Here is a 21142-nt window from a genome sequence, read left to right on the forward strand (position 1 = left end):
TCATTTCAACATGAATATTGGATGCAAAAATAGAATAATTTCATATGTAAACAATTCCAAAGGTAAAGAAAGTGCTACTGCTTAACGTTATAATTCAGAAGGATATTAATTATTCAGATAACGTAATAACCCAATGTTGGCGTTATTGAAAACGCGAATGCGTAACGTATTTTAGGGCAGATTGTTCACATGGTTGAGGCATAATATATGCTGATGCCACCGAAATTATTCGGTGGTTAGAAATGGAAATAAAGCTAAAACGTCGCTATCGACATTAAATTCCACTCTTTAAAATAATCAAGTTTTAGTCGAAAACATTAATCCTGTTACAGGGTAGGGACATTACTACTGGATGTTTGTTCAATAGTTATCAAACAACCAGGACCTGCTCATGCCGTTATAAATATGTAACAAAACCTTCTTACACTGCTCACTTCTGATAACAATATCGAAAGGAAGCTATGATGAGCAGACCTCTTAAGCCGTTGTTTAAACAGGAACACAACGACGAAATCAGTAACCGCAGCATCAACCCTGTTTTTTCAGAGGTTGCCCGCGCGTATTTAAGCCGCCGCCGATTCCTGCAAATGGGGGCAGTTGCTGGTGCCGCAGTAGCGTTCCCGACGTTGCTAAAATCTCCGGCTGCATGGGCGGTAGAGACAGCCCTGGCACGTCCATCTTCCCTTGGTTTTACCAGTATTGAAGTTTCCACGGATGACACCGTGCGTGTGCCGGAGGGCTACATCGCTCGGCCATTTTACCGTTGGGGGGATGCGGTCGGCTTAAAGGGTAACTTGCCAGAATTTAAAACTGATGGCAGTAACACCACTGATGAACAGGCTGCTCAAGCAGGAATGCACCATGATGGTATGGCGTGGTTTAGTTTGCCGCCGGGAGGTACCGATCCGAATCACGGTTTGCTGGCGATGAACCATGAATACATCGACAACGGTTTGTTGTTTAAAGATGGCGTCGCGAACTGGAGTCTGGATAAAGTGCGCAAGGGCCAAAATGCCATGGGTATTTCGGTTATTGAAATAAAAAAAGAAGGCGATAATTGGACCGTGGTTCGTCCTTCTGAGTTTGCGCGGCGTATTACAGTTAATACGCCGATGACCCTTACAGGGCCTGCCAAAAATCATGCATTAATGAAAACAGCTGACGATCCGCAGGGTGAGAGAGTGCTTGGTACGATGCAAAATTGTGCCAATGGCCATACACCGTGGGGCACGTACCTTACCTGCGAAGAGAACTGGTCGGATATTTTCGTTAAAAAAGCGGCACCGAATGCTCTGGAAAAACGCTATGGCATCAGCGACAGCGATGATTCCTACCGCTGGAATGAAGTCGATCCGCGCTTTAGCGTGGATGCTACACCTAATGAACCTAACCGTTTCGGCTGGGTGGTAGAAATTGACCCTTATAATCCGTCTTCGACTCCACGCAAACACACGGCATTAGGCCGCTTTAAGCATGAAGGGGCTGCGATTACCCTGGCGGCGGATAAGCGTGTAGTGGCTTATATGGGTGATGATCAGAAGTTCGAATACATTTATAAGTTCATTTCCAAAAATCAATATGATGCCAGTCTGCGAGATGCTGCCATGGACTTGCTCTCTGAAGGCACGCTATATGTGGCGAAATTCAATGAAGATGGTAGTGGCACTTGGCTGCCGCTGATATACGGGCAATCCGGCCTTGATGAAACGAAAGGATTTACCAGTCAGGGCGAGTTGTTGATTAAAACCCGCCTCGCAGCTGACGTTGTTGGTGCTACAAAAATGGACCGCCCTGAGTGGATTGCGGTCGATTCGCACGCCACGGGCAGTGTTTATTGTACCTTGACCAACAATAGTGACCGAGGCAAGGAGGGTAAAGCACCTGTCGATGCTGCCAACCCGCGCGCTAATAACGTATATGGCCACATCATGCACTGGACGGAAGAGAACGGTGACCCTGCATCAACCGCATTCACATGGGATATTCTGGTACTAGGCGGTAATCCATCTAGTCTGGATGAGAAAACCAAAGGCTCAATGAAGGGTGCGGAGTTTGGTAGTGCAGATGGGTTATCGTTCGACCATCGCGGTGTACTGTGGATTCAGACCGATGTCTCTTCCAGTACTATGACTAGTCCTGATATACGTTGACAGTTTTCTGTCTGTAAAACGCCTGATGAACATCATCGGGCGTTTTGTATTTCAGGGCCAGGTGTGGCCGCTCATGGTTATAAATCGCCACGGATTCTTTTACCATTTCCCGGGCCTGCGCCAGGTCTGCAGGACGCGAGAGTAAAAACTCATTTTTCAGGATCCCGTTTATTCGCTCAGCCAGCGCATTCTGGTAGCAGTCATAACCATCGGTCATTGAACAGGTTATCCCGTTTTTCTCATGGACTGACTGATAAAGCACTGAACAGTATTGCAGTCCTCTGTCAGAGTGATGAACCAGGGACCCCGTCGTTTTTCTTCGCCTCAGAGCCTGTCTGAACGCTTTTACCACATTTTCTGTCTGCAGGTTTTCCCCGACATGATAACCCATGATTTTTCTGGAGCAGGCATCTGTGACCAGACTCAGATAAGCTGTGCCACTGAGCAGTGGAAGGTACGTAATGTCGGCAACCCAGACCTGCTCTGGCTCAAGGGCGGTAACCTGTCCCGGGCCGGGTTTCAGCAAATTAGGATGCCGGTAAAAGCGATGGTGGCTGTTGGTGGTTTTGTGATACGCCCGTTTCACTGGCACCAGGAGCCGGTATTCATTCAGCAGGTTAAACAGACGGTCTCGTCCTATATTCAGCATGTTATCGGCCTGAGTGTTCAGCAGATAGTGCAGTTTACGCGTACCGATTCGCGGCTGACGACACCTGACGCGGGTAACAAACGCAAGAACCCGGGCATGTTGTTCCTGGCGTTTTCTGCGCCTTGTGTTGTCCTGATACCACGCCTGTCTGCTGTGCCCCAGGAACTGGCATGCGCGCGTAACGGTTATTTTGGGGGCCGGACTTTGCGCGAGGACTTGCCGTGCCGCTTTTTTACGACACTCACCCCGTAATCATTTTTCAGGACATTGATAAYCGACTCAAAAAACTCCGCTTTCTGGTTCGCCAGCTCAAGCTGTTCTTCAAGTTCCCTGATTCTTTGTTCGGGTGTAAGCGGGATAGTCGTCTGAGCCACAGGCCGTTTCCTCTTCACCAGGTCAGGAAGTCCGGGACTCCAGTCAAGCCGGCCATATTTACGCAGCCAGACAAGAACGGTGGAGCGCCCCTGGATGCCATACCGCTGCTGGGCCTGTTTATAGGTCATCTCGCCTTTTTCAACCTGCTCAACAACGGCTATTTTAAAGGATAGAGGATAATCACGTTGGGTGCGTTTGAACTCAGTCATCATCACGTTCTCCGGATTTAAGTCAGGAACGTGTCAACGCTATTCAGGACGGGTCACTATCAACAAAAAAGCCTATGAAGGTATGGGCAACAACCAGATGCTCGCCACTGTTCCAGGCACCAACGAATATCGGCGTTTCCTGACTGGTCCGCGTGGCTGTGAGATAACCGGCATCGCCTTTACCCCAGATAACCGCACGCTGTTTATTAATATTCAACACCCAGGTGAACCTGGTGACGATATCAGCGATCCGGCAAATCCTACCGCCGTCTCCACCTGGCCTGACGGTGATAAAAACAGTCGCCCACGATCTTCCACTGTCGTTATTGTTAAAGCTGATGGCGGAATTATCGGTAGCTAACAAAAAGTTTTCACAGGTGAGCGGAACAGGGATGTTTTGCTCAAAACCTGAAGACAAGGTGAGTGAATAATAATGACAGTTGAAATATTGGTGGGTTAGTTAGGATTTTTTTACTAGAGAGATAAAACGTTGAATGTTTTTTATGAAATGGTGCGTCCGAGTGGACTCGAACCACCGACCCCCACCATGTCAAGGTGGTGCTCTAACCAACTGAGCTACGGACGCACTGTTTGCTGCGGTAAAACTTAGAATGGTGCGTCCGAGTGGACTCGAACCACCGACCCCCACCATGTCAAGGTGGTGCTCTAACCAACTGAGCTACGGACGCACTGTGTTGTCTGTGACAACGGGGACGAATATTAGCGGCAGCTCTTAAACCTTGCAAGCGCTAAACCGCAATTTTCTTCCATATTTCACTCGTTTGCTGAGCATCTGTGCAACTCGATGGAAAAATAGCCGCCATAACGGCGGCTATTCAAGTTTATCGCGCAGCACGCTGCAAAATCGTGATTGAAGGCTGACGTTGCAACCAACGCATACGCAACATCATCATAATTGCAGCTGAGGTCAAACCGATTATAAAGCCGGTCCAGAATCCTGCTGGCCCCATTGGCTCAACAACCCAATCGGTGAGTGCAAGAATATAGCCGCTTGGCAATCCCAACACCCAGTAGGCGATAAAAGTTATAAAGAAAATAGATCGTGTATCTTTATAACCACGTAGCACACCGCTGCCGATAACTTGCACGGAATCGGAAAGTTGGTAAACCGCCGCCAGTAGCATCAGGTGCGCCGCCAGCGCGACAACTTCCGGATTACTGTTGTAAAGCAGGGCGATATGCTCACGCATCACAATGGTGAAGAGCGCTGTGAGGGTTGCCATGCACATGCCAACACCGATACCAGTCCATGCTGCAGTTTGCGCATCAAGTGTTGAACCCTGGCCCAGACGGAAGCCGACGCGGATGGTTACTGCCGCTGAAAGTGACATCGGCAATACGAACATTAATGAGCTGAAGTTCAGGGCTATCTGGTGGCCTGCAACGTCAACAATGCCCAATGGCGCTACCAGCAGTGCGACCACCGCAAACAGTGTGACTTCAAAGAACAACGCCAGTGCAATTGGCAGGCCCAGTTGGGTTAAGCGATACATCACCTTCCAGTCGGGTTTGATGAAGCCTTTTGGTAGCTTTAAATCGCGCATTGAGCGTGCTTTTCTCACATAAGAAATCATGAAGAAAAACATCACCCAATACACCGCAGCAGTTGCGACACCGCAGCCTACACCGCCGAGTTCCGGCATGCCAAAGTGGCCGTAGATAAAGATGTAGTTGACCGGAATGTTGACCAGCAGGCCGATAAAGCCCATCACCATGCCTGGTTTGGTTTTGGCAAGTCCTTCACACTGGTTACGAGCAACCTGGAAGAACAAATAGCCTGGGACGCCCCACAACAACGCGCGCAAATAGCCCACGGCTTTATCGGCAAGCTGCGGGTCGATATCTTTCATAGCATGAATAATATGGCCTGCATTCCACAGGACAATCATGATGAGCGCTGAGACTATTCCCGCCAGCCAGAAGCCCTGGCGAATCTGGTGAGCAATACGCTCACGACGGCCTGAGCCGTTGAGTTGCGCGACGGTTGGCGTCAGCGCCATTAGCAAACCATGGCCGAAGAGAATCGCGGGTAGCCAGATGGATGTACCGATTGCCACAGCGGCCATGTCGGTTGCGCTGTAGCCACCGGCCATCACGGTATCGACAAAACCCATTGAGGTTTGTGCAATCTGCGCGAGGATCACGGGTATCGCCAGTGCGAGTAACTGGCGGGCTTCAACTATGTACTTCTGCATTTGAACACCTGAATATTTTTAGTTATTAGAAAAACAACAAGACCGCCAGAAATGGCAGGAAAATAGGAATCGTAGGGGAATTAGCCTGACTATTGTAGCGGCAGAAAACGAATACGCCAGCCAAATAATGGTGGGGTAGCGCGGATAGCTGGCAAGCCTTTTTTCCAACTGTTAAAGTGCTGCACTATAAATTATTAGCGACCATTTAATTACCAGGAGCTTTACGATGTTTACAGGTATTGTGCAGGGCACTGCGACCCTGGTCTCCATTGATGAGAAACCAAACTTCCGTACACACGTCATTGAAATGCCCGATGCGATGTTACCCGGCCTTGAAACAGGAGCGTCGGTTGCGCATAACGGCTGTTGCCTGACTGTCACGGAAATCAATGGCAACCACGTCAGCTTTGATCTTATGAAAGAGACGCTGCGCATCACCAACCTCGGGGAATTAGTGGTAGGCGACAGCGTTAATGTCGAACGTGCCGCTAAATTTAATGATGAGATCGGCGGGCATCTTATGTCCGGCCATATTATGACTACAGCGGAAATTGCGAAGATTCTGACCTCCGAAAATAACCGCCAAATCTGGTTTAAAATGCGTGATAAAACGCTAATGAAATATATCCTGCACAAAGGTTACATCGGCATTGATGGTATTAGCCTGACGGTGGGCGAAGTGACTGCTTCACGTTTCTGTGTGCATTTAATTCCAGAAACGCTTGAGCGCACCACACTTGGCAGCAAGAAACTCGGCAATCGTATTAATATTGAGATCGACCCGCAGACTCAGGCAATCGTAGATACCGTCGAGCGTGTACTGGCACAACGTGAAGCGACTTTGGATGCATTGCTACCGAAGGCGTGAATCTTGAGTTTTGTCGGATGTGCTCAGGCGGCATCCGACATTCTTTCTCATGCAATCAACAAACTTCCGCGCACCAAATCACTGGTATGTCGTTCGCCAAGCAGCAATTCAACTGCGCGACGGGCGATACTCTCCAGCGGATATTTGATGGCCGGTATCGCATTAGAACCAGGCATTCTGGTTGAGCCATCGAGACTAAACACCATCACCTGTTCAGGGACTGTTAACTGGTATTGATTGAGCATCATCACAGCTTCTTGCGCCTGTGTATCATCGGTAACCAGCAGTGCAGAAAACTTCACTCCGCGATTAATCAGGCGTTGCAGTGCAATGCGTACCGATGATTCATCGTCAATCACCAACTGCCGGTTGAAGGGCACAACATGGTTGTGAAGTGCCTGATGATAACCTTCAAGTGTCAGCGCTGCCGCTTCACCACTGGCAAAGTTAATCAATGCGATTTGCCGCCGCTTTTGATTACATAAATAATGCACCGCAGTTTCGGCAGCAAAAATATGGTCACACTGAATACTGAGGTTATGCGAACCGCTCAGGCAATCAATCAACATTATTTCGTCATCAAGTTCCGGTAACGGAAAACGAGCGCCAACCACCACCAGTGCATCACATAACCCATTTGAAAGCTCCTGAGCTGCCTGAGCCACGCTGTCATGGTCATTGGCAAATCGTAACAGCAAATGTTTCTGATGCTGATTAAGCTGTTTCTCAAGTGCTTGCAGGTAGCCCGTTGACTGCTGAATATGTTCGGTTGCACAGATAACGCCAATGCAATTGGTTGATTGGGAACTCAAAGATTGAGCGATAGCATTCGGTTTGTAGTTAAGTATTTCCGCCGCGCGTAAAACGGCCTGGCGACTCTCTTCTTTCACGCCGCGACTGCCGCTTAAAACACGCGAAACGGTTGCTTTAGAAACCTGCGCAAGGCGTGCTACATCATTAATATTCGACATGGTGTGAGTTTCCCGCTTCTCAGCCAGAAACGGGCCTTACGGCCCGAATGCTAAGATTACGTACGATCGTTAAAGCCATTTTCTGCGGCGGTGGCTCTGTACCATTCGCCGCTTTTCTTGATGGTGCGTTGCTGAGTCTCAAGGTTTAACGAGACAAAACCATAACGGTTTTTATAAGCGTTGCACCAGGACCAGTTATCAATAAACGTCCACATATGATAACCAAGACAGTTGCTGCCTTCGCTGATGCCTTTATGCAGCCACTTCAGGTGGTCGCGCACGAAATCAATACGGTAATCATCCTGAATCTGGCCGTTCTCGTCGAAGCGCTGTTCGTTTTCAACCCCCATGCCATTCTCTGAAATATAGCAATTTGGGTTACCGTAATTCTCACGTAGGTTGGTGAGAATGTCGTAAATCCCTTGCTCGTAGATTTCCCAGCCGCGATACGGGTTCATTTTGCGGCCTGGCATTTCGTAGGCTTCGAAGAACCACTCTGGCATAAACGGACTATCCGGGTTTACCAGTGAATCGCGGCATTTGATGCGGCGCGGCTGGTAGTAGTTGATACCAAGTAAATCGACGACGCCCGCAGCCAACAACTCTTTGTCGCCAGGCTGGCATTCCGGCAATTGGCCATGCTCTTTCAACAAGGCCACCAGTTCTTGCGGATATTCACCACGCAATGCGGGGTCAAGGAAGCTGCGGTTAAACATCAGGTCAGCAATGTTTGCCGCTTTCACATCCGCAGGGTTTTGCGAACGCGGGTACGAAGGGGTGAGGTTCAGGATAATCCCGATTTCGCCGCCATCGTTGCGCTCGTGGTAAGTTTTCACCGCCAGAGAATGGGCAATCATGGTGTGGTAAGCAACGGTGGCTGCACGTTTGAAATCCACTACATTCGGATAATGGAAGTCGTACAGATAGCCACCTTCGACAGGGACTACCGGCTCGTTAAAGGTAAACCAATGCTTCACGCGGTCGCCAAACAGCTCAAAGCAAACGTTAGCAAATTCAGCATATGCCGTGACAACGTCACGGTTCTCCCAGCCACCTTGCTTCTGCATTACCATCGGCATATCAAAGTGGAACAGGTTGATAAATGGCTTAATGCCTTGCGCTAACAGCTCATCAATAACCTGATTATAGAAGGTCACAGCTTCCTGATTTACCGCGCCGCGCCCTTCAGGGATAAGGCGTGCCCAGGAAATTGAGGTACGGAAAGTATTATGATTCAGCTCTTTTAGCAGCGCGATATCCTGCTTCCAGTTCTTATAGAACGTGGAGGTATCAGCAGGGCCTACGCCGTTATGAAAACGGGTTGGCTGTTCTTTAAACCACTGATCCCAAATGGTGGCTGACTTGCCAAAAGAGAGCGTTTCACCTTCAGTTTGCGGTGCTGAACTGGCGCTGCCCCACCAAAAATTATCAGGAAATACGTATTTCATTTTCGTTCCTCGTTTGACGTGCCTGCCATCCGGGCAGGCAATAAAAAATATCAGTTTGCTGTAATCGGGCTGTCATTTTCCTGGGTATTACGCTCTTCATCCTGTTTCAGCAGGGTGCGCTCGTAAGCTTTCAGGAATGGGTAATACATCACAGCCGACATGACCATACAAATCAGACACATGATTACGGGACTTACCGCCCAGTTTGCGGCCCATGAAGCACCAATTGGCGCAGGTGTGGTCCATGGTGTGAGGGAGACAACCTGGGCAACCCAACCTAATTTGGTCGCGATATAAGCAAGCGTTGCGTTAATCATTGGTACCAAAGTAAACGGCAAGAAGAACATCGGGTTCATGATGATTGGTGTGCCGAACAAAATGGGTTCGTTGATGTTAAAGAAGCTTGGCACCACGCCCATTTTGCCAATGGTGCGCAGGTGAATCGCACGACTGCGCAATAGCAGGAAGGCTAATGGAAGTGTTGAGCCAACGCCGCCAATCAGCAGGTAGTGGTCCCAGAAGCCTTGCAAATAGATATGCGGCAGAACATTGCCCGCAGCCAGTGCCGTCTGGTTAGCAGAAAGGTTTGCCATCCAGAACGGGTTCATAATCCCGGTGACAATAAGCGCGCCGTGAATACCGGCGAACCAGAGAATCTGGCAGATAAACACCGAAATCAGAATCGCTGGTAGTGAATCGGATGCAGACACCAACGGTGCCAGCAGATGCATAATCGCCTCAGGAATAATCATTCCGGTTGTTGATTCGATAAACAAATTCAGCGGGTGCAGGGTGGCAACAATCACCACAACCGGAATCAGAATTTCAAATGAGCGCGCAACGCCGGTCGGCACTTCTTTCGGTAAGCGGATGGTGATGTTGTGGCGCTTTAATAACGCGTACATTTCGCTGGCGTAAATCGCTGTAATCAGCGCGGTGAAAATGCCCTGGCCGGAAAAATACTGCGTTGAAATCTGCCCGTCTTTATAGGGTGCTGCAACCAATAGGAAGGCCATAAAAGCCAGTAAGCCGGTCATTATCGGGTCGAGCTTGTAGTGTTTCCCGAGGCTTGCGCCAATACCGACGGAAATAAAAAACGTCATCACACCCATGCTGAGGTTAAACGGCAACATCAACTGTTCACGATAGGTGAGAGAAAAATTCAGCCATGAGCGTGCAAAACTCCAGCCGCTGTCTGGCGAGAAGGGCGGGAAGATAAACACTAACAAGAAAGAACCGATGATCATAAACGGAAGGGCGGAGATAAAACCGTCGCGGATGGCGATGACATGGCGCTGAGAGCCCATTGCTCCTGCCATTGGCGTAACTTTTTGCTCAATCACATTGACCATTTTTTGGTACATGCTCATGGCGGTATCCTTGCTATTGTTTTTGGGAAGTGGACTGATTGTGAAACAAGATGGAAACCGGTTTCCAATGGATAAACAGATAAGTGTTACCGGGATCAAACTCGTGAAAAAAGGAGCGCAGGAAACGTGAAGAGAATCACATTTTGTTAAGAAAATGCTACATGCTTGCGAGAATTGAATTAACCCCGGCGGTGCCGGGGTGGAAATCAGTGCGGAACCCGTAAACCGTTTTCGACGCCACGAGTGAAGACGACTTGCCAGAGCTGGATATCACGTGCACGGAAGGCACCGGCACAAGCATTCAGATAATAACTAAACATGCGTTTGAATCGTTCTGAATAGTTATCTGCAATTTCTGGCCAAAAGTTATTGAAGCGTTCATGCCAGGCCATCAATGTTTTGTCGTAGTCGGCACCAAAGTTATGCCAATCCTCCATCACAAAATGACCTTCGCTGGCATCGGCAATCTGGCGTACTGAAGGCAGACAACCATTAGGGAAAATGTACTTGTCTATCCATGGATCAACACCATTAAAGGTTTTATTCGAGCCAATAGTGTGCAGCAGAAAAATACCGTCAGGTTTTAAGTTGCGGTCGGCAACATTAAAATAGGTGGCATAGTTTTTCGGCCCAACATGTTCGAACATCCCGACAGAAACAATGCGGTCAAATTGCATATCCAGTTCGCGATAATCTTGCAGAGCAATTTTAACGTTAAGACCAGTACAGCGCTCTTGCGCCATTTTTTGTTGCTCAGCGGAAATGGTTACACCATGAACGGCCACACCGTAATTCCGGGCAGCAAATTCTGCCAGACCGCCCCAGCCGCAGCCAATATCAAGTAGCGTCATTCCTGGCTCAAGATGCAGCTTATCGCAGATCATTTTCAGCTTGGCGTTTTGTGCATCACTTAGCGTGGTTGCCTCTTTCCAATAACCGCAGGAATATTGCATATGTTCATCGAGCATGCGGCTAAATAAGTCATTGCCCAGATCATAATGTTCTTTGCCGACTATCCATGCGCGTTTTTTTGATTGCAGATTAATTAAGCGCGCGGCAGCTACACGTAACGTGTCTTTTAAATGGTGAGGGAGTTGTCGCTCAAGCCCGGCGCGAATGGCGTTATGGAAAAAAATATCCAGCCGTTCGCAGTCCCACCAGCCGTCCATATAGCTTTCACCAAGACCCAGTGTACCTTCTTGCAGAACACGCTTAAAAAAATCGGGATGCTTAACCTGGATATCGAAGGGGCGTGGGCCATTAATTTCTATCCCCGCCTGCGTGAGCATATCGTTCACGATTCGATACCACGGGTTATTTCTTATTCTGACTTCTTCTATACACGATGAACTCATAGCTTCTCCACCACCAATGTGAGAGGAACCTTAAAACAGCGTAGACGCTATTTTGGGCATGTGAGAAATGTCACGGAAAATTCCGTGTGCCTGATATCCGACGTAGAACAGAGAAAGGGGACCGGGAGCCCCAAAAAAAACCTCTAAAACAAAAACGGGAGCCAAGAGGCTCCCGTTTTAATGTGATTATTATGGTGTTATTTGTTGAGCCGTTTATGAGTATAGGCTCGCTTAAGCGGTGATTCAATCACATATTCTTAGCAAGCTAACTACATTAATGCTGAGTTATTTTAATCTTAATGTGCATCGGATTCAGCCGTTTGCCAGACTTCGGCATTTTTGCGGCGCTGAAACAAATAGCCCAGTATGGCCAGCACAATTGTGGCTAGCATGACACTGGTGGTGGTCAGCAGCGGTGTTGCCACAAGCCAGGAAACCATCAGGCTTGCGAAGAAACATAGCCCTAATTGCAGCGTGTTTTGCAGCGCTGCGGCTTTTCCCGTGGCTTGTGGGAAAGGCAACAAGGCGGAAGCGACAACAATTGGGTAAATAGCGCCGTTGGCAATGGCCATCACACAGAATGGAATCAGCAGAGCAGTCAGGGTGGCATGACCGCTAACAGCGACCGCCCACGTGCCGAAAATACTCAGAGTATACAGAGCCAACAGCCAGGGCAGCATTTGCTTGCCTTGCCATTTTTGCAGAGCACTACGGCAGCCGTATCCACCAATCAGGAAGGCGATAGTTTGTGGTACGTAGCTCAGGCCGATCGCCGCCGGGCTGTAACCCATATCGTTCAGAATAAACGGAGATCCGGTTAGCCAGGCAAAGAAGCTGGCTGAGCAGGCTGCGTAAATCAATACGTTGCCGCTATATACACGCGAGCGAAGTAACGACATAAAGCTGACTTTATTGTCTTCTGTTTGCGGGTGGTGCTGGGTACGTGGTTTCAGACGCAAAGTTGGGATCATCAGCACCAGTGTGATGGCAAACAGCGTGGCGAAAATAGCCTGCCAGTCAAAGTGGGTCAAAATCCAACTACCCAGAAGCGGAGCCAGCGCAGGAGACAGGCCAACCAGCGGCATAATCGTTGCGAAAATACGATTTGCACGGTTTGCCGGGTAGTAATCGGTCACCAGCGCCTGCCAGCTTACCGCGGCAGAACATACACCAACGGCCTGAACGAAGCGCAGCACCAGCAGAGCAGTGGCACTTTCTACCCACAACATACCAATACAACCGACGGCGAACAGGCTCAGGCCTGCTAACAAAATTGGTTTACGTCCGAAATGGTCAGATAACGGCCCCCACATTAACTGGGCAAGCGCAAAGCCGGCAAGGAACAGGCTCAGACTCGCACTGACGGCGGAGGCATCGGTCTGTAAATCTTGCTGAATGGCAGCGAAAGCAGGCAGATACATGTCTGTGGCGAGGAAGCCCAACACACTTAATCCAGCCAGCCAGATAAGAAATCCTTTTGATGGTTGCATAATGTTCTCTTGTTTTATCGTGCAGGTTGATTGCCGCGTGAGTGTACGGAGTGCAAATACGCTTGTGAAACGCTAATATTTGTAGGTTGCGTTCAAAAAATTTGTGAGCAGAGAAATGTGGTCAGAATATTCGCTGGAAGTGATAGATGCGGTAGCGCGCAATGGTAGCTTCAGCGGTGCAGCACAAGAGTTACACCGCGTTCCGTCAGCTATCAGCTATACGGTACGGCAGTTGGAAGACTGGTTAGCCGTTCCGTTATTCGAACGTCGTCATCGGGATGTAGAATTAACCCCCGCAGGCATCTTTTTTTTGAAAGAAGGCCGCTCTGTTATCAAAAAAATGATGACGACACGGCAACAGTGCCAACAGATCGCAAATGGATGGCGCGGCCATCTGGCGATAGCCGTCGATAATATCGTTAAGCCCGAACGAACGCGGCAGTTGGTGTTGGATTTTTATCGCCACTTTCCTGATATCGAACTGCGTATTTTTCAGGAGGTGTTTAATGGCGTGTGGGATGCGCTAGCTGACGGACGAGTTGAAGTCGCGATTGGCGCGACACAAGCCATTCCTGTCGGGGGGCGCTATGCTTTTCGCGATATGGGGGCGCTGAGCTGGCGCTGTGTGGTGTCATCAAACCATCCGCTGGCACGACAGGGCGGAACTTTAAGTGATGATGATCTACGGGCCTGGCCGTCGTTAGTACTCGAAGATACTTCCCGTTCGCTACCGAAGCGTATTACCTGGCTTTTGGATAACCAGCGTCGAGTTGTGGTTCCGGACTGGGAATCAGGCTCTGATTGTCTTAGCGCGGGGTTATGTATCGGCATGGTGCCATTGCACATAGCAAGGCCGTGGTTGGCTTCTGGGCAGTGGAGTCAGCTGACACTCGATAACCCATTCCCGGATGCAGCATGTTGCCTGACATGGCGGCAAAATGACGCTTCGCCAGCCCTGGCCTGGCTGCTGGAGTATTTAGGGGATAGCGAGACGATGAATCAGGAGTGGTTGCAGGAGCCATTATAAATCGGGTGGTAATCCACCCGACAACTGCATTTCATAGGTCGGATAAGCATAGCGTCATCCGACTTAACTTAGCGACGATAATCGCGGAATGGACCATCTGCCACTGAACGGCGTTCAATCAGACGTGGATGGACTTCAATCGACTGCGACTCTTCGCGTTTATTGACGATTCTATCCAGCAGCATATTGAATGCTGTTTCACCCAACGAATCCTTCGGCTGGTGAATAGTGGTCAATGCCGGTGAGAAATAACGCGCGTTACGCACGTTGTCGTAACCGATAATGGAAATATCCTGCGGCACGCGTAAACCCATCTCATCAGCAGCACAAATTGCGCCCATCGCCATAATGTCACCGCCGCAGAATACTGCAGTTGGGCGATGAGACTGACCGATTATCTGCTGCATGGCGCGGTAGCCTGACTCAGGTTCAAAGTCACCTTGAACAATCCAGTTGTCAGGAATAGAGATACCCGCTTCTTCAAGTGCCTTCATAAACCCTGCATGGCGGCCACCACCGGTATTACGTTCCATTTGACCGGGAATTGCACCAATCTCACGGTGGCCACGCTCAATCAAATAACGTCCTGCCAGGTAGCCACCGTGGAAAGCATTATCGACAACGGAGTCGGTAAAATCTGCGCGGGCTTCACCCCAGTCCATCACAACCATTGGGATGTGACGATATTCTTCAAGCATAGTCAGTAATGATTCCGGGTATTCAGAACACATCACCAATAGGCCATCAACGCGTTTTTGCGCCATCATGGACAAATAGGCGCGCTGTTTTTCGAAGTTGTTATGCGCATTACCCAGAATCAGGGTATAGCCTTTTTCAAAGCAGCTATTTTCGACAGCTTCAATTATCTCGGCAAAATAGGGTGCTTCGCTGGAAGTGGCTAGCAAACCAATCGTTTTGGTGTGATTAACTTTCAAGCTACGCGCGACGGCGCTAGGTGAATAGTGCAATTGTTTAATCGCAGCCCATACCGCATTACGTGTCTCTTCCGCCACAAAACGGGTTTTGTTGATCACATGTGATACGGTTGTAGTGGAAACGTTTGCGAGCTTCGCTACGTCCTTGATTGTCGCCATTAAATTTCACTCCGGGCCATATCGTAAACCCCTGATAACCAATGTGTTAAACGATTGCGTACGCTAACTCCTGAGGCAACGTTAAGGTTGCAGGTATGCCGGGATTGCGACATAAAACGGAAGGAGGGCGTTGAATAGATGGTACGCAATAAATTAGCGTGGGATTTTGGCCTATCCTGGAGAAAAGTGAAAGAGGGAAAAGCGATATCAGGTTAAAACGAGGGGGATTTTTATGTCTGATTGTGGGAAAATCAATCCGACACACCGATTGTAAGGTAATAAAAGGAGTTTGCTAATGAGTACCGATCTGAAATTTTCAATCATGACCACGGTTGTTGTTTTGGCACTGATTGTGTGTGGCGCGCTAACCGCCGTACTGCATTGATACATCGCTCTGATTAAAATGGGCCGCAATCGCGGCCCATATCTTTTAGGTTTTATGCTGCCAGGTTCTTCGCAACAAACTCCCAGTTCACCAACGCCCAGAAATGCTCAAGGTAACCAGCACGAGCATTGCGGTAGTCGATGTAGTACGCATGTTCCCACACATCCACAGTCAATAACGGCGTTGCTGCTGTTGTCAGTGGTGTACCCGCGTTTGAGGTAGAGACGATCGCCAAAGCACCATCTTCTTGTTTGACAAGCCAGGTCCAGCCAGCGCCAAAGTTTTTGATAGCCGCATCAGTGAATTGCTGTTTAAACTCAGCAAAGCTACCAAATGACTTATTAATGGCTTCCAGAAGCTCTCCAGTTGGTTCACCGCCAGCATTTGGTGCCAGGCAATTCCAGTAGAAGGTATGGTTCCAGACCTGAGCTGCGTTGTTAAACACGCCACCTTCGGAAGTCCGAACGATCTCTTCGAGAGTTTTACCTTCAAACGCGGTGCCCTTAACCAGATTGTTCAGGTTAGTGACATAAGTTTGATGGTGTTTACCGTAATGGTATTCCAGAGTTTCGGCGGAGATATGCGGTGCTAAAGCATCTTTTGCATATGGTAGTGCAGGTAGTTCGAACGACATTGCTGACTCCTTATTACCCGTGATACTTCGAGCTACATCTTTGTTGGCTTTATTCATTCTCTTGCCGCTGCGATGCAACTCGAATTACTTTGGGTATCTATTGTTAAATAAACACTTTTAGTGCGGGTTTAGGGTAACAAATTGAAAGGATAAGCAAAAGAGGGAACTTACCTGCCCAGGGAAGGGCAGGTAGCAGATTTAACGAATGGTTTTAGGTGTCATAACGCGTTTTGCGCCGACATAGTGACGTTGCCAGTAATCTTCGCTCAAAGAGGTGATCTGGATGTCCTGACCGGTACGTGGTGACTGAATGAATTTACCATTGCCGACGTATACACCAACGTGATCAGCAGTACCACGACCCTGAGTACGGAAGAACACCAAATCACCCGTTTCCAGCTCTCCACGATCTACAGATGAGGCATCACGCAGGTGATACATCTCATTAGCGGTACGAGGAATACGGAACTTCACTAAGTCTTTGTATGCGTAGTAAACCAGACCACTGCAATCGAAACCGGTAACTGGTGAGGTGCCACCCCAACGATACGGCTTACCGATCTGGCCCATCAATTTGTTCATTGCCGTTTTTTGTGCTTTTTGCACACGGACTTTATGCGCCGCTGCAATCGTCGTTGGCTGTTCTGATTTCACTTTTACACAATGCGCTTTATGGCCTTTACGCGGCTTGCTGCATTTTTCGGTGAAAGTAACAGGCTGGGCTTTTGCGAGCTTAGAAGTTTTATTGCGGGAGTTTTTTGCAAGATTCTTTGTTTTAGCGCTGCTGGCATTTTTGGCGGTTTTACTTTTTGCGGCAGTTGTTTCTTTTTTCTTGCTGGCCGTTTTAGCTGAGGTGGTGCTTTTTTTGCTGGCGGTGGTGGTTTTACTCTTACTGCTCTTTTCTGTGCTCTTCGTTGTATTTTTCACAACGTGCGCTTTGGACGCCACCACGGGACGAGCGTGCTCAGACGCCTGCGTCAATGGTGTATACGGCAAGGTAAATAGCAGAGCACAGAGCGTGATAGAAATTTTTGTTATCCGCGCCACTCGACAATCCCCTGGTTAAAATGAATGCATGAGAAAAACCATCATGCCCGTGTATGATTTTGCGAAACCCGCCGATTCTAATCTATTAAGTACGATAAAGTTAATAACCTTTTACTATTCGTCTTGCTGTTTCGTTACCGGACGCAAAAAAAATAACCAAACTAATGGTTGTAAGGCTATTTATTGATCAGGCTTAGGATTATTTGCTGATTTTCAGTGGCAGGAAAAGTGTTATTCTTAATGCATGTTGTCCCTCCATCGCGTACGACAGAAAAACCCTGTAAAAAATGGTGTTTTCTGGAGGGGGCGTCAATCGCTACAATGGCAGGCTAATGCCAGGACTTGGTTTGAGGAAGCATGCAATGAGCACTATTGAAAAAATCCAACAACAGATTACTGAGAACCCAATTCTTCTTTATATGAAAGGTTCTCCGAAACTGCCTAGCTGTGGCTTCTCCGCCCAGGCTGTGCAGGCGCTATCCGCTTGTGGTGAGCGTTTCGCGTACGTTGATATTTTACAGAACCCAGACATCCGTGCTGAGCTGCCAAAATACGCTAACTGGCCTACCTTCCCGCAGCTGTGGGTTGATGGTGAGCTGGTTGGCGGTTGCGATATCATCATTGAGATGTATCAGCGTGGTGAATTGCAATCTCTGATTAAAGAGACTGCAGCTAAGTACAAATCTGAAGAGCCAGACGCAGAGTAATTTGCAACCCGAATCAGATCTAGCCAGAAGTAAAAAGCGACCCGTTAAGGTCGCTTTTTTTATGCTTCAGATTCTGGCTCAACCGGTAAGGGTAGAGGCCAACCACCGAGTCGTTTCCAGCGGTTGACGATTTCGCAAAATAGCATGGCTGTTTGCTCAGTATCATATAGAGCTGAGTGCGCCTGGCTGCTGTCAAATGGCATACCTGCGGCGATACACGCTTTGGCGAGTACCGTCTGGCCCAGCACCAACCCGCTCAGTGCGGCAGTGTCAAAGGTCACAAATGGATGGAACGGGTTACGTTTTAAAGAAGCACGTTCTGCCGCTGCCATCATAAAGCTGTGATCGAATGTCGCATTATGGGCGACCATGATCGCGCGGTTACAGCCGGTGTCTTTAATGCCTTTGCGCACCATTTTAAAAATTGCGTGCAGCGCGTCATATTCACTCACTGCACCACGCAACGGGTTATGCGGGTCGATACCATTAAAGGCCAGCGCTTCAGGCTGAAGAATTGCACCCTCAAAAGGTTCAACATGGAAATGCAGGGTTTCGTCAATCGATAACCAGCCGTCTTGATCCATCTTTAAAGTGATGGCTGCGACTTCAAGTAAAGCATCGGTTTTAGCGTTAAACCCGGCGGTTTCAACGTCAATGACTACCGGATAAAAACCACGAAAACGGTCGCACAGGCTATGCAGTTGCGTGTTGTCAGACATCAGGATCTCTTAATACGGGGAAAAAGCAGCGCGCATTATGGCAAATTTTAACAAGGGAAGCTAACGGGTGCAGATAGCACCCGTACAGAATATTAATTACCCAAGCCTTTACCAGCGTCTTTGCTTTCGATCAGCTCAATTTTGTAGCCGTCTGGATCTTCAACAAAAGCGATAACGGTGGAACCGCCTTTTACCGGGCCAGCTTCGCGAGTGACATTGCCACCGTTTTGGCGAATACGTTCGCAGGCTTCAGCTGCGTCATCAACGCTCAGCGCGATGTGGCCATAAGCATTGCCTAAATCGTAGCTGTCTGTACCCCAGTTATAGGTCAGTTCAATAACAGCCTCTTCGGTTTCCGGGCCGTAGCCAACGAAAGCCAGAGAGTATTTGTATTCCGGATTTTCACTGGTACGCAGCAGCGTCATGCCCAGCACGTTAGTGTAAAATTCGATGGAGCGTTGCAGATCGCCGACACGCAGCATGGTGTGAAGTAAGCGCATAAAATCCTCTTTTCCTCTTTATTCTTCAAGTTGTACAACCTACCTACAACCCGAATTATTTGGGCAAAATTAAAGGGTTAATTTTTAAATGTAAGGTAAGTATAGCGGCGAACTAGCGCCGCTATCAATGAAAGGGGACTATAAAGTCGGGTAATCGGTATAACCTTCTGCGCCACCACCATAGAAGGTTTCAGGGCGCTGCGCGTTGAGTTCTGCATTGTGATGCAGGCGTTCAACCAAATCCGGATTAGCAATATAGTCACGGCCAAAGGCTACGGCGTCGATTAGACCTTTTTCAATTAATGCTTCGGCTTTTTCTGGAGTATAAGCACCTGCACCGATGATTACACCGTTAAAGCGTTCACGTACTTTCTGACGGAACTCTTCGGTATAAGGTTGACCGCCAGCCCAATCTGGTTCAGACATGTGCAGATAGGCAATGCCACGTTTGTTCAATTCTTCAATCAGATATAGAGCATCGGCTTCTTCGTCCGGGCCGTTATCGACATTCTGGAAAGAACCGATTGGTGAGACACGGATACCAATGCGATCGGCACTCCACTCTTTACTCACGGCATCAACCACTTCCAGGACCAGTCGTGCGCGGTTCTCGCGGCTGCCACCGTATTCATCGGTACGATGGTTGGATGTTGGTGACAGGAACTGGTGCAGCAGGTAACCGTGCGCAGAGTGTAATTCGACCATATCAAAGCCTGCATCGCGTGCATTACCTACAGCCTGGCGGAAGTCATTCACAATGCCCGGGATTTCATTAAGCTCAAGAGCACGTGGCATGGATGTATCGACACGAATGGCATGGCCGTTTTCATCACGTAATGAAGTGCGCGTACCGGCAGAAATTGCAGATGGCGCAACCGGAGCCTGGTGACCTGGTTGAAGACTGGTGTGAGAGATACGACCTGTATGCCACAGTTGTACTGCGATTCGGCCGTCGGCTGCGTGAACGCCAGCGGTGATTTTTTTCCATGCAGCAATTTGTTCGTCGCTGTGCAGACCAGGTGCGCCTTCGTAGCCTTTAGCCTGTGCGGAAATTTGCGTTGCTTCGCTGATGATAAGCCCAGAGCTGGCGCGCTGACGGTAATATTCACCCATCAATGGCGTTGGAATGTCGCCAGGTACAATGCTACGCAGGCGGGTTAATGGTGCCATAAAGATACGGTTAGGCGTGGTAATCGCGCCGACTTTCAGTGGAGTAAATAATTTATCTGCTGACATAAAAACCTCAAGTAGACCGGTCGTCTAGTATTGAATTAAATAAAAAGCCTGTCAGGAGACAGGCTCCGCTAATAATTGGGTTACGTGGGCGAGGGCGCATTCTAGCGGTACCGCGCTACGTGATATTTTCGCCTGAAGACTCGCTCCCAGCCAAAGAGCATAAATGACCTGGGCCTGGCTTAACGCTGAGCCAGTTAATTTCAGGCTTGATTCGGCATCACCTTTTTCCAGTGCATCTGCAATCTGGGAGACAATTTGTGCTGCACCTTTGTTCAGGGCCGCACGCATATCTTCTGAAAGGTCGCACACTTCAGCGGAAAGCTTTACCGTTAAACAACTGATCAAACTGCCGTGCTGGCAAAACCATGTCACCGTTTCCTGATACCAGGCCAGCAATTTTTCACGATAATTGCCGCCATCGTGAGAAAAATGCTGCTGTAATCGCAGGTTGTAGGCAGTGTAGTAACGCTCAAGCATCGCTACGCCAAATGCTTCTTTTGACCGGAAGTAATGATAAAACGACCCTTTCGGTACTTCAGCTGTGCTTAACAGCTCGCTCAATCCCATGCCAGTAAACCCGCGTTGCAGGCAAAGCTGCTCGCCGGTAGCAAGGAGATGTTCACGAGTGTCATGTTCAGGATGTCTGTTCATGGAGAACACTGTAATAGACCAGTCGGTCTAAGGCAAGGTTC

Annotated in this window: 18 protein-coding genes, 2 tRNA genes and 2 pseudogenes; 6 read left to right on the plus strand and 16 right to left on the minus strand. The window is 48.8% G+C overall.

Annotated features, from left to right (window positions below; translation table 11 throughout):
* Window positions 1–464 precede the first annotated feature (464 nt).
* Window positions 465–2141: pseudogene (locus IX31_RS01385) on the plus strand (PhoX family protein); the annotation flags it as partial.
* Here IX31_RS01385 and IX31_RS22750 read toward each other — a convergent pair.
* Window positions 2131–3386 (minus strand): IS3 family transposase gene (locus IX31_RS22750; protein WP_122973977.1). Its coding sequence is split into 2 segments (ribosomal slippage): window positions 2131–3035 and window positions 3035–3386, totalling 1257 coding nucleotides; the frame shifts between segments, so codons are not numbered across the junction. The pseudogene IX31_RS01385 and the gene IX31_RS22750 sit on opposite strands and share 11 nt — an antisense overlap.
* Window positions 3387–3438: 52 nt before the next feature.
* On the opposite strand from IX31_RS22750, the pseudogene IX31_RS01400 reads away from it, so the two are divergent.
* A pseudogene (locus IX31_RS01400) lies at window positions 3439–3744 on the plus strand (alkaline phosphatase PhoX); the annotation flags it as partial.
* 148 nt (window positions 3745–3892) lie between these two features.
* Here IX31_RS01400 and IX31_RS01405 read toward each other — a convergent pair.
* The 3 genes from IX31_RS01405 to mdtK all read right to left on the minus strand — a co-directional run bounded on the left by IX31_RS01405 (window position 3893) and on the right by mdtK (window position 5599).
* Window positions 3893–3969: transfer RNA gene (locus tag IX31_RS01405), tRNA-Val, on the minus strand.
* A gap of 26 nt (window positions 3970–3995) precedes the next feature.
* Window positions 3996–4072: transfer RNA gene (locus IX31_RS01410), tRNA-Val, on the minus strand.
* A 153-nt stretch (window positions 4073–4225) separates the two neighbouring features.
* Window positions 4226–5599: an MdtK family multidrug efflux MATE transporter gene (mdtK, locus tag IX31_RS01415; protein WP_034455356.1), complete on the minus strand. Its 1374-nt coding sequence runs from the start codon at window positions 5597–5599 to the stop codon at window positions 4226–4228.
* 226 nt (window positions 5600–5825) lie between these two features.
* On the opposite strand from mdtK, the gene IX31_RS01420 reads away from it, so the two are divergent.
* The gene (locus IX31_RS01420; RefSeq protein ID WP_034455357.1) at window positions 5826–6467 is read left to right on the plus strand and encodes a riboflavin synthase; all 642 of its coding nucleotides are present in this window, start codon (window positions 5826–5828) and stop codon (window positions 6465–6467) included.
* A 47-nt stretch (window positions 6468–6514) separates the two neighbouring features.
* Here the strand turns inward: IX31_RS01420 and IX31_RS01425 are convergent, their stop codons facing one another.
* The 5 genes from IX31_RS01425 to punC all read right to left on the minus strand — a co-directional run bounded on the left by IX31_RS01425 (window position 6515) and on the right by punC (window position 13101).
* Window positions 6515–7438 carry a LacI family DNA-binding transcriptional regulator gene (locus IX31_RS01425; RefSeq protein WP_034455358.1) on the minus strand — a complete coding sequence of 308 codons (924 nt, stop codon included), beginning with the start codon at window positions 7436–7438 and terminating at the stop codon, window positions 6515–6517.
* A 56-nt stretch (window positions 7439–7494) separates the two neighbouring features.
* The gene (locus IX31_RS01430) at window positions 7495–8886 is read right to left on the minus strand and encodes a glycoside hydrolase family 1 protein (protein WP_034455359.1); all 1392 of its coding nucleotides are present in this window, start codon (window positions 8884–8886) and stop codon (window positions 7495–7497) included.
* A 50-nt stretch (window positions 8887–8936) separates the two neighbouring features.
* The gene (locus IX31_RS01435; RefSeq protein ID WP_034455360.1) at window positions 8937–10256 is read right to left on the minus strand and encodes a PTS sugar transporter subunit IIC; all 1320 of its coding nucleotides are present in this window, start codon (window positions 10254–10256) and stop codon (window positions 8937–8939) included.
* Between the two features lie 206 nt (window positions 10257–10462).
* Window positions 10463–11611, minus strand: coding sequence for a cyclopropane fatty acyl phospholipid synthase (gene cfa / locus IX31_RS01440; protein WP_034455361.1), 1149 nt, complete (start codon window positions 11609–11611; stop codon window positions 10463–10465).
* A gap of 296 nt (window positions 11612–11907) precedes the next feature.
* Entirely contained in the window at window positions 11908–13101 is a 1194-nt protein-coding gene (gene punC / locus IX31_RS01445) for a purine nucleoside transporter PunC (RefSeq protein WP_034455362.1), read from the minus strand.
* 115 nt (window positions 13102–13216) lie between these two features.
* Between punC and punR the strand changes: the two genes are divergently transcribed.
* Window positions 13217–14128, plus strand: a complete 912-nt coding sequence (gene punR, locus IX31_RS01450) for a DNA-binding transcriptional activator PunR (protein WP_034455363.1) — start codon at window positions 13217–13219, stop codon at window positions 14126–14128.
* A gap of 68 nt (window positions 14129–14196) precedes the next feature.
* On the opposite strand, the gene purR is transcribed toward punR, so the two are convergent.
* On the minus strand, window positions 14197–15222 hold the full coding sequence (purR, locus tag IX31_RS01455) for an HTH-type transcriptional repressor PurR (protein ID WP_034455364.1): 1026 nt from the start codon (window positions 15220–15222) through the stop codon (window positions 14197–14199).
* Between the two features lie 295 nt (window positions 15223–15517).
* Between purR and cydH the strand changes: the two genes are divergently transcribed.
* Window positions 15518–15607, plus strand: a complete 90-nt coding sequence (gene cydH, locus IX31_RS23100; protein ID WP_034455366.1) for a cytochrome bd-I oxidase subunit CydH — start codon at window positions 15518–15520, stop codon at window positions 15605–15607.
* Between the two features lie 52 nt (window positions 15608–15659).
* On the opposite strand, the gene sodB is transcribed toward cydH, so the two are convergent.
* The gene (gene sodB / locus IX31_RS01465; protein WP_034455367.1) at window positions 15660–16241 is read right to left on the minus strand and encodes a superoxide dismutase [Fe]; all 582 of its coding nucleotides are present in this window, start codon (window positions 16239–16241) and stop codon (window positions 15660–15662) included.
* Window positions 16242–16439: 198 nt separating this feature from the next.
* Window positions 16440–17288, minus strand: a complete 849-nt coding sequence (locus tag IX31_RS01470) for a C40 family peptidase (RefSeq protein WP_034455368.1) — start codon at window positions 17286–17288, stop codon at window positions 16440–16442.
* Between the two features lie 362 nt (window positions 17289–17650).
* Here IX31_RS01470 and grxD point away from each other — a divergent pair, with 362 nt between their 5' ends.
* Entirely contained in the window at window positions 17651–17995 is a 345-nt protein-coding gene (gene grxD / locus IX31_RS01475; RefSeq protein WP_034455369.1) for a monothiol glutaredoxin 4, read from the plus strand.
* Between the two features lie 59 nt (window positions 17996–18054).
* Here grxD and rnt read toward each other — a convergent pair whose 3' ends face one another.
* The 4 genes from rnt to IX31_RS01495 all read right to left on the minus strand — a co-directional run bounded on the left by rnt (window position 18055) and on the right by IX31_RS01495 (window position 21101).
* Window positions 18055–18714, minus strand: coding sequence for a ribonuclease T (gene rnt / locus IX31_RS01480; RefSeq protein WP_034455370.1), 660 nt, complete (start codon window positions 18712–18714; stop codon window positions 18055–18057).
* Window positions 18715–18806: 92 nt separating this feature from the next.
* On the minus strand, window positions 18807–19214 hold the full coding sequence (gene gloA, locus IX31_RS01485; protein ID WP_034455371.1) for a lactoylglutathione lyase: 408 nt from the start codon (window positions 19212–19214) through the stop codon (window positions 18807–18809).
* A gap of 138 nt (window positions 19215–19352) precedes the next feature.
* Window positions 19353–20450: an alkene reductase gene (gene nemA, locus IX31_RS01490; RefSeq protein ID WP_034455372.1), complete on the minus strand. Its 1098-nt coding sequence runs from the start codon at window positions 20448–20450 to the stop codon at window positions 19353–19355.
* Window positions 20451–20501: 51 nt separating this feature from the next.
* A complete protein-coding gene (locus IX31_RS01495) occupies window positions 20502–21101 on the minus strand; it encodes a TetR/AcrR family transcriptional regulator (RefSeq protein WP_034455373.1) in 600 nt (199 codons plus the stop codon).
* Window positions 21102–21142 lie beyond the last annotated feature (41 nt).

This window comes from Buttiauxella noackiae (genome assembly GCF_000737905.1).
In the GTDB taxonomy this organism is placed as follows: Bacteria; Pseudomonadota; Gammaproteobacteria; order Enterobacterales; family Enterobacteriaceae; genus Buttiauxella; species Buttiauxella noackiae.

What these genes read in the sequence shown, in the direction of transcription:
- IX31_RS01435 (WP_034455360.1), bottom strand. Translation starts at nt 10,256, where the DNA reads ATGAGCATGTACCAAAAAATGGTCAATGTGATTGAGCAAAAAGTTACG.
- sodB (WP_034455367.1), bottom strand. Translation starts at nt 16,241, where the DNA reads ATGTCGTTCGAACTACCTGCACTACCATATGCAAAAGATGCTTTAGCA.
- cfa (WP_034455361.1), bottom strand. Translation starts at nt 11,611, where the DNA reads ATGAGTTCATCGTGTATAGAAGAAGTCAGAATAAGAAATAACCCGTGG.
- IX31_RS01420 (WP_034455357.1), top strand. Translation starts at nt 5,826, where the DNA reads ATGTTTACAGGTATTGTGCAGGGCACTGCGACCCTGGTCTCCATTGAT.
- IX31_RS01425 (WP_034455358.1), bottom strand. Translation starts at nt 7,438, where the DNA reads ATGTCGAATATTAATGATGTAGCACGCCTTGCGCAGGTTTCTAAAGCA.
- mdtK (WP_034455356.1), bottom strand. Translation starts at nt 5,599, where the DNA reads ATGCAGAAGTACATAGTTGAAGCCCGCCAGTTACTCGCACTGGCGATA.
- gloA (WP_034455371.1), bottom strand. Translation starts at nt 19,214, where the DNA reads ATGCGCTTACTTCACACCATGCTGCGTGTCGGCGATCTGCAACGCTCC.
- IX31_RS01495 (WP_034455373.1), bottom strand. Translation starts at nt 21,101, where the DNA reads ATGAACAGACATCCTGAACATGACACTCGTGAACATCTCCTTGCTACC.
- punC (WP_034455362.1), bottom strand. Translation starts at nt 13,101, where the DNA reads ATGCAACCATCAAAAGGATTTCTTATCTGGCTGGCTGGATTAAGTGTG.
- punR (WP_034455363.1), top strand. Translation starts at nt 13,217, where the DNA reads ATGTGGTCAGAATATTCGCTGGAAGTGATAGATGCGGTAGCGCGCAAT.
- purR (WP_034455364.1), bottom strand. Translation starts at nt 15,222, where the DNA reads ATGGCGACAATCAAGGACGTAGCGAAGCTCGCAAACGTTTCCACTACA.
- rnt (WP_034455370.1), bottom strand. Translation starts at nt 18,714, where the DNA reads ATGTCTGACAACACGCAACTGCATAGCCTGTGCGACCGTTTTCGTGGT.
- grxD (WP_034455369.1), top strand. Translation starts at nt 17,651, where the DNA reads ATGAGCACTATTGAAAAAATCCAACAACAGATTACTGAGAACCCAATT.
- cydH (WP_034455366.1), top strand. Translation starts at nt 15,518, where the DNA reads ATGAGTACCGATCTGAAATTTTCAATCATGACCACGGTTGTTGTTTTG.
- nemA (WP_034455372.1), bottom strand. Translation starts at nt 20,450, where the DNA reads ATGTCAGCAGATAAATTATTTACTCCACTGAAAGTCGGCGCGATTACC.
- IX31_RS01430 (WP_034455359.1), bottom strand. Translation starts at nt 8,886, where the DNA reads ATGAAATACGTATTTCCTGATAATTTTTGGTGGGGCAGCGCCAGTTCA.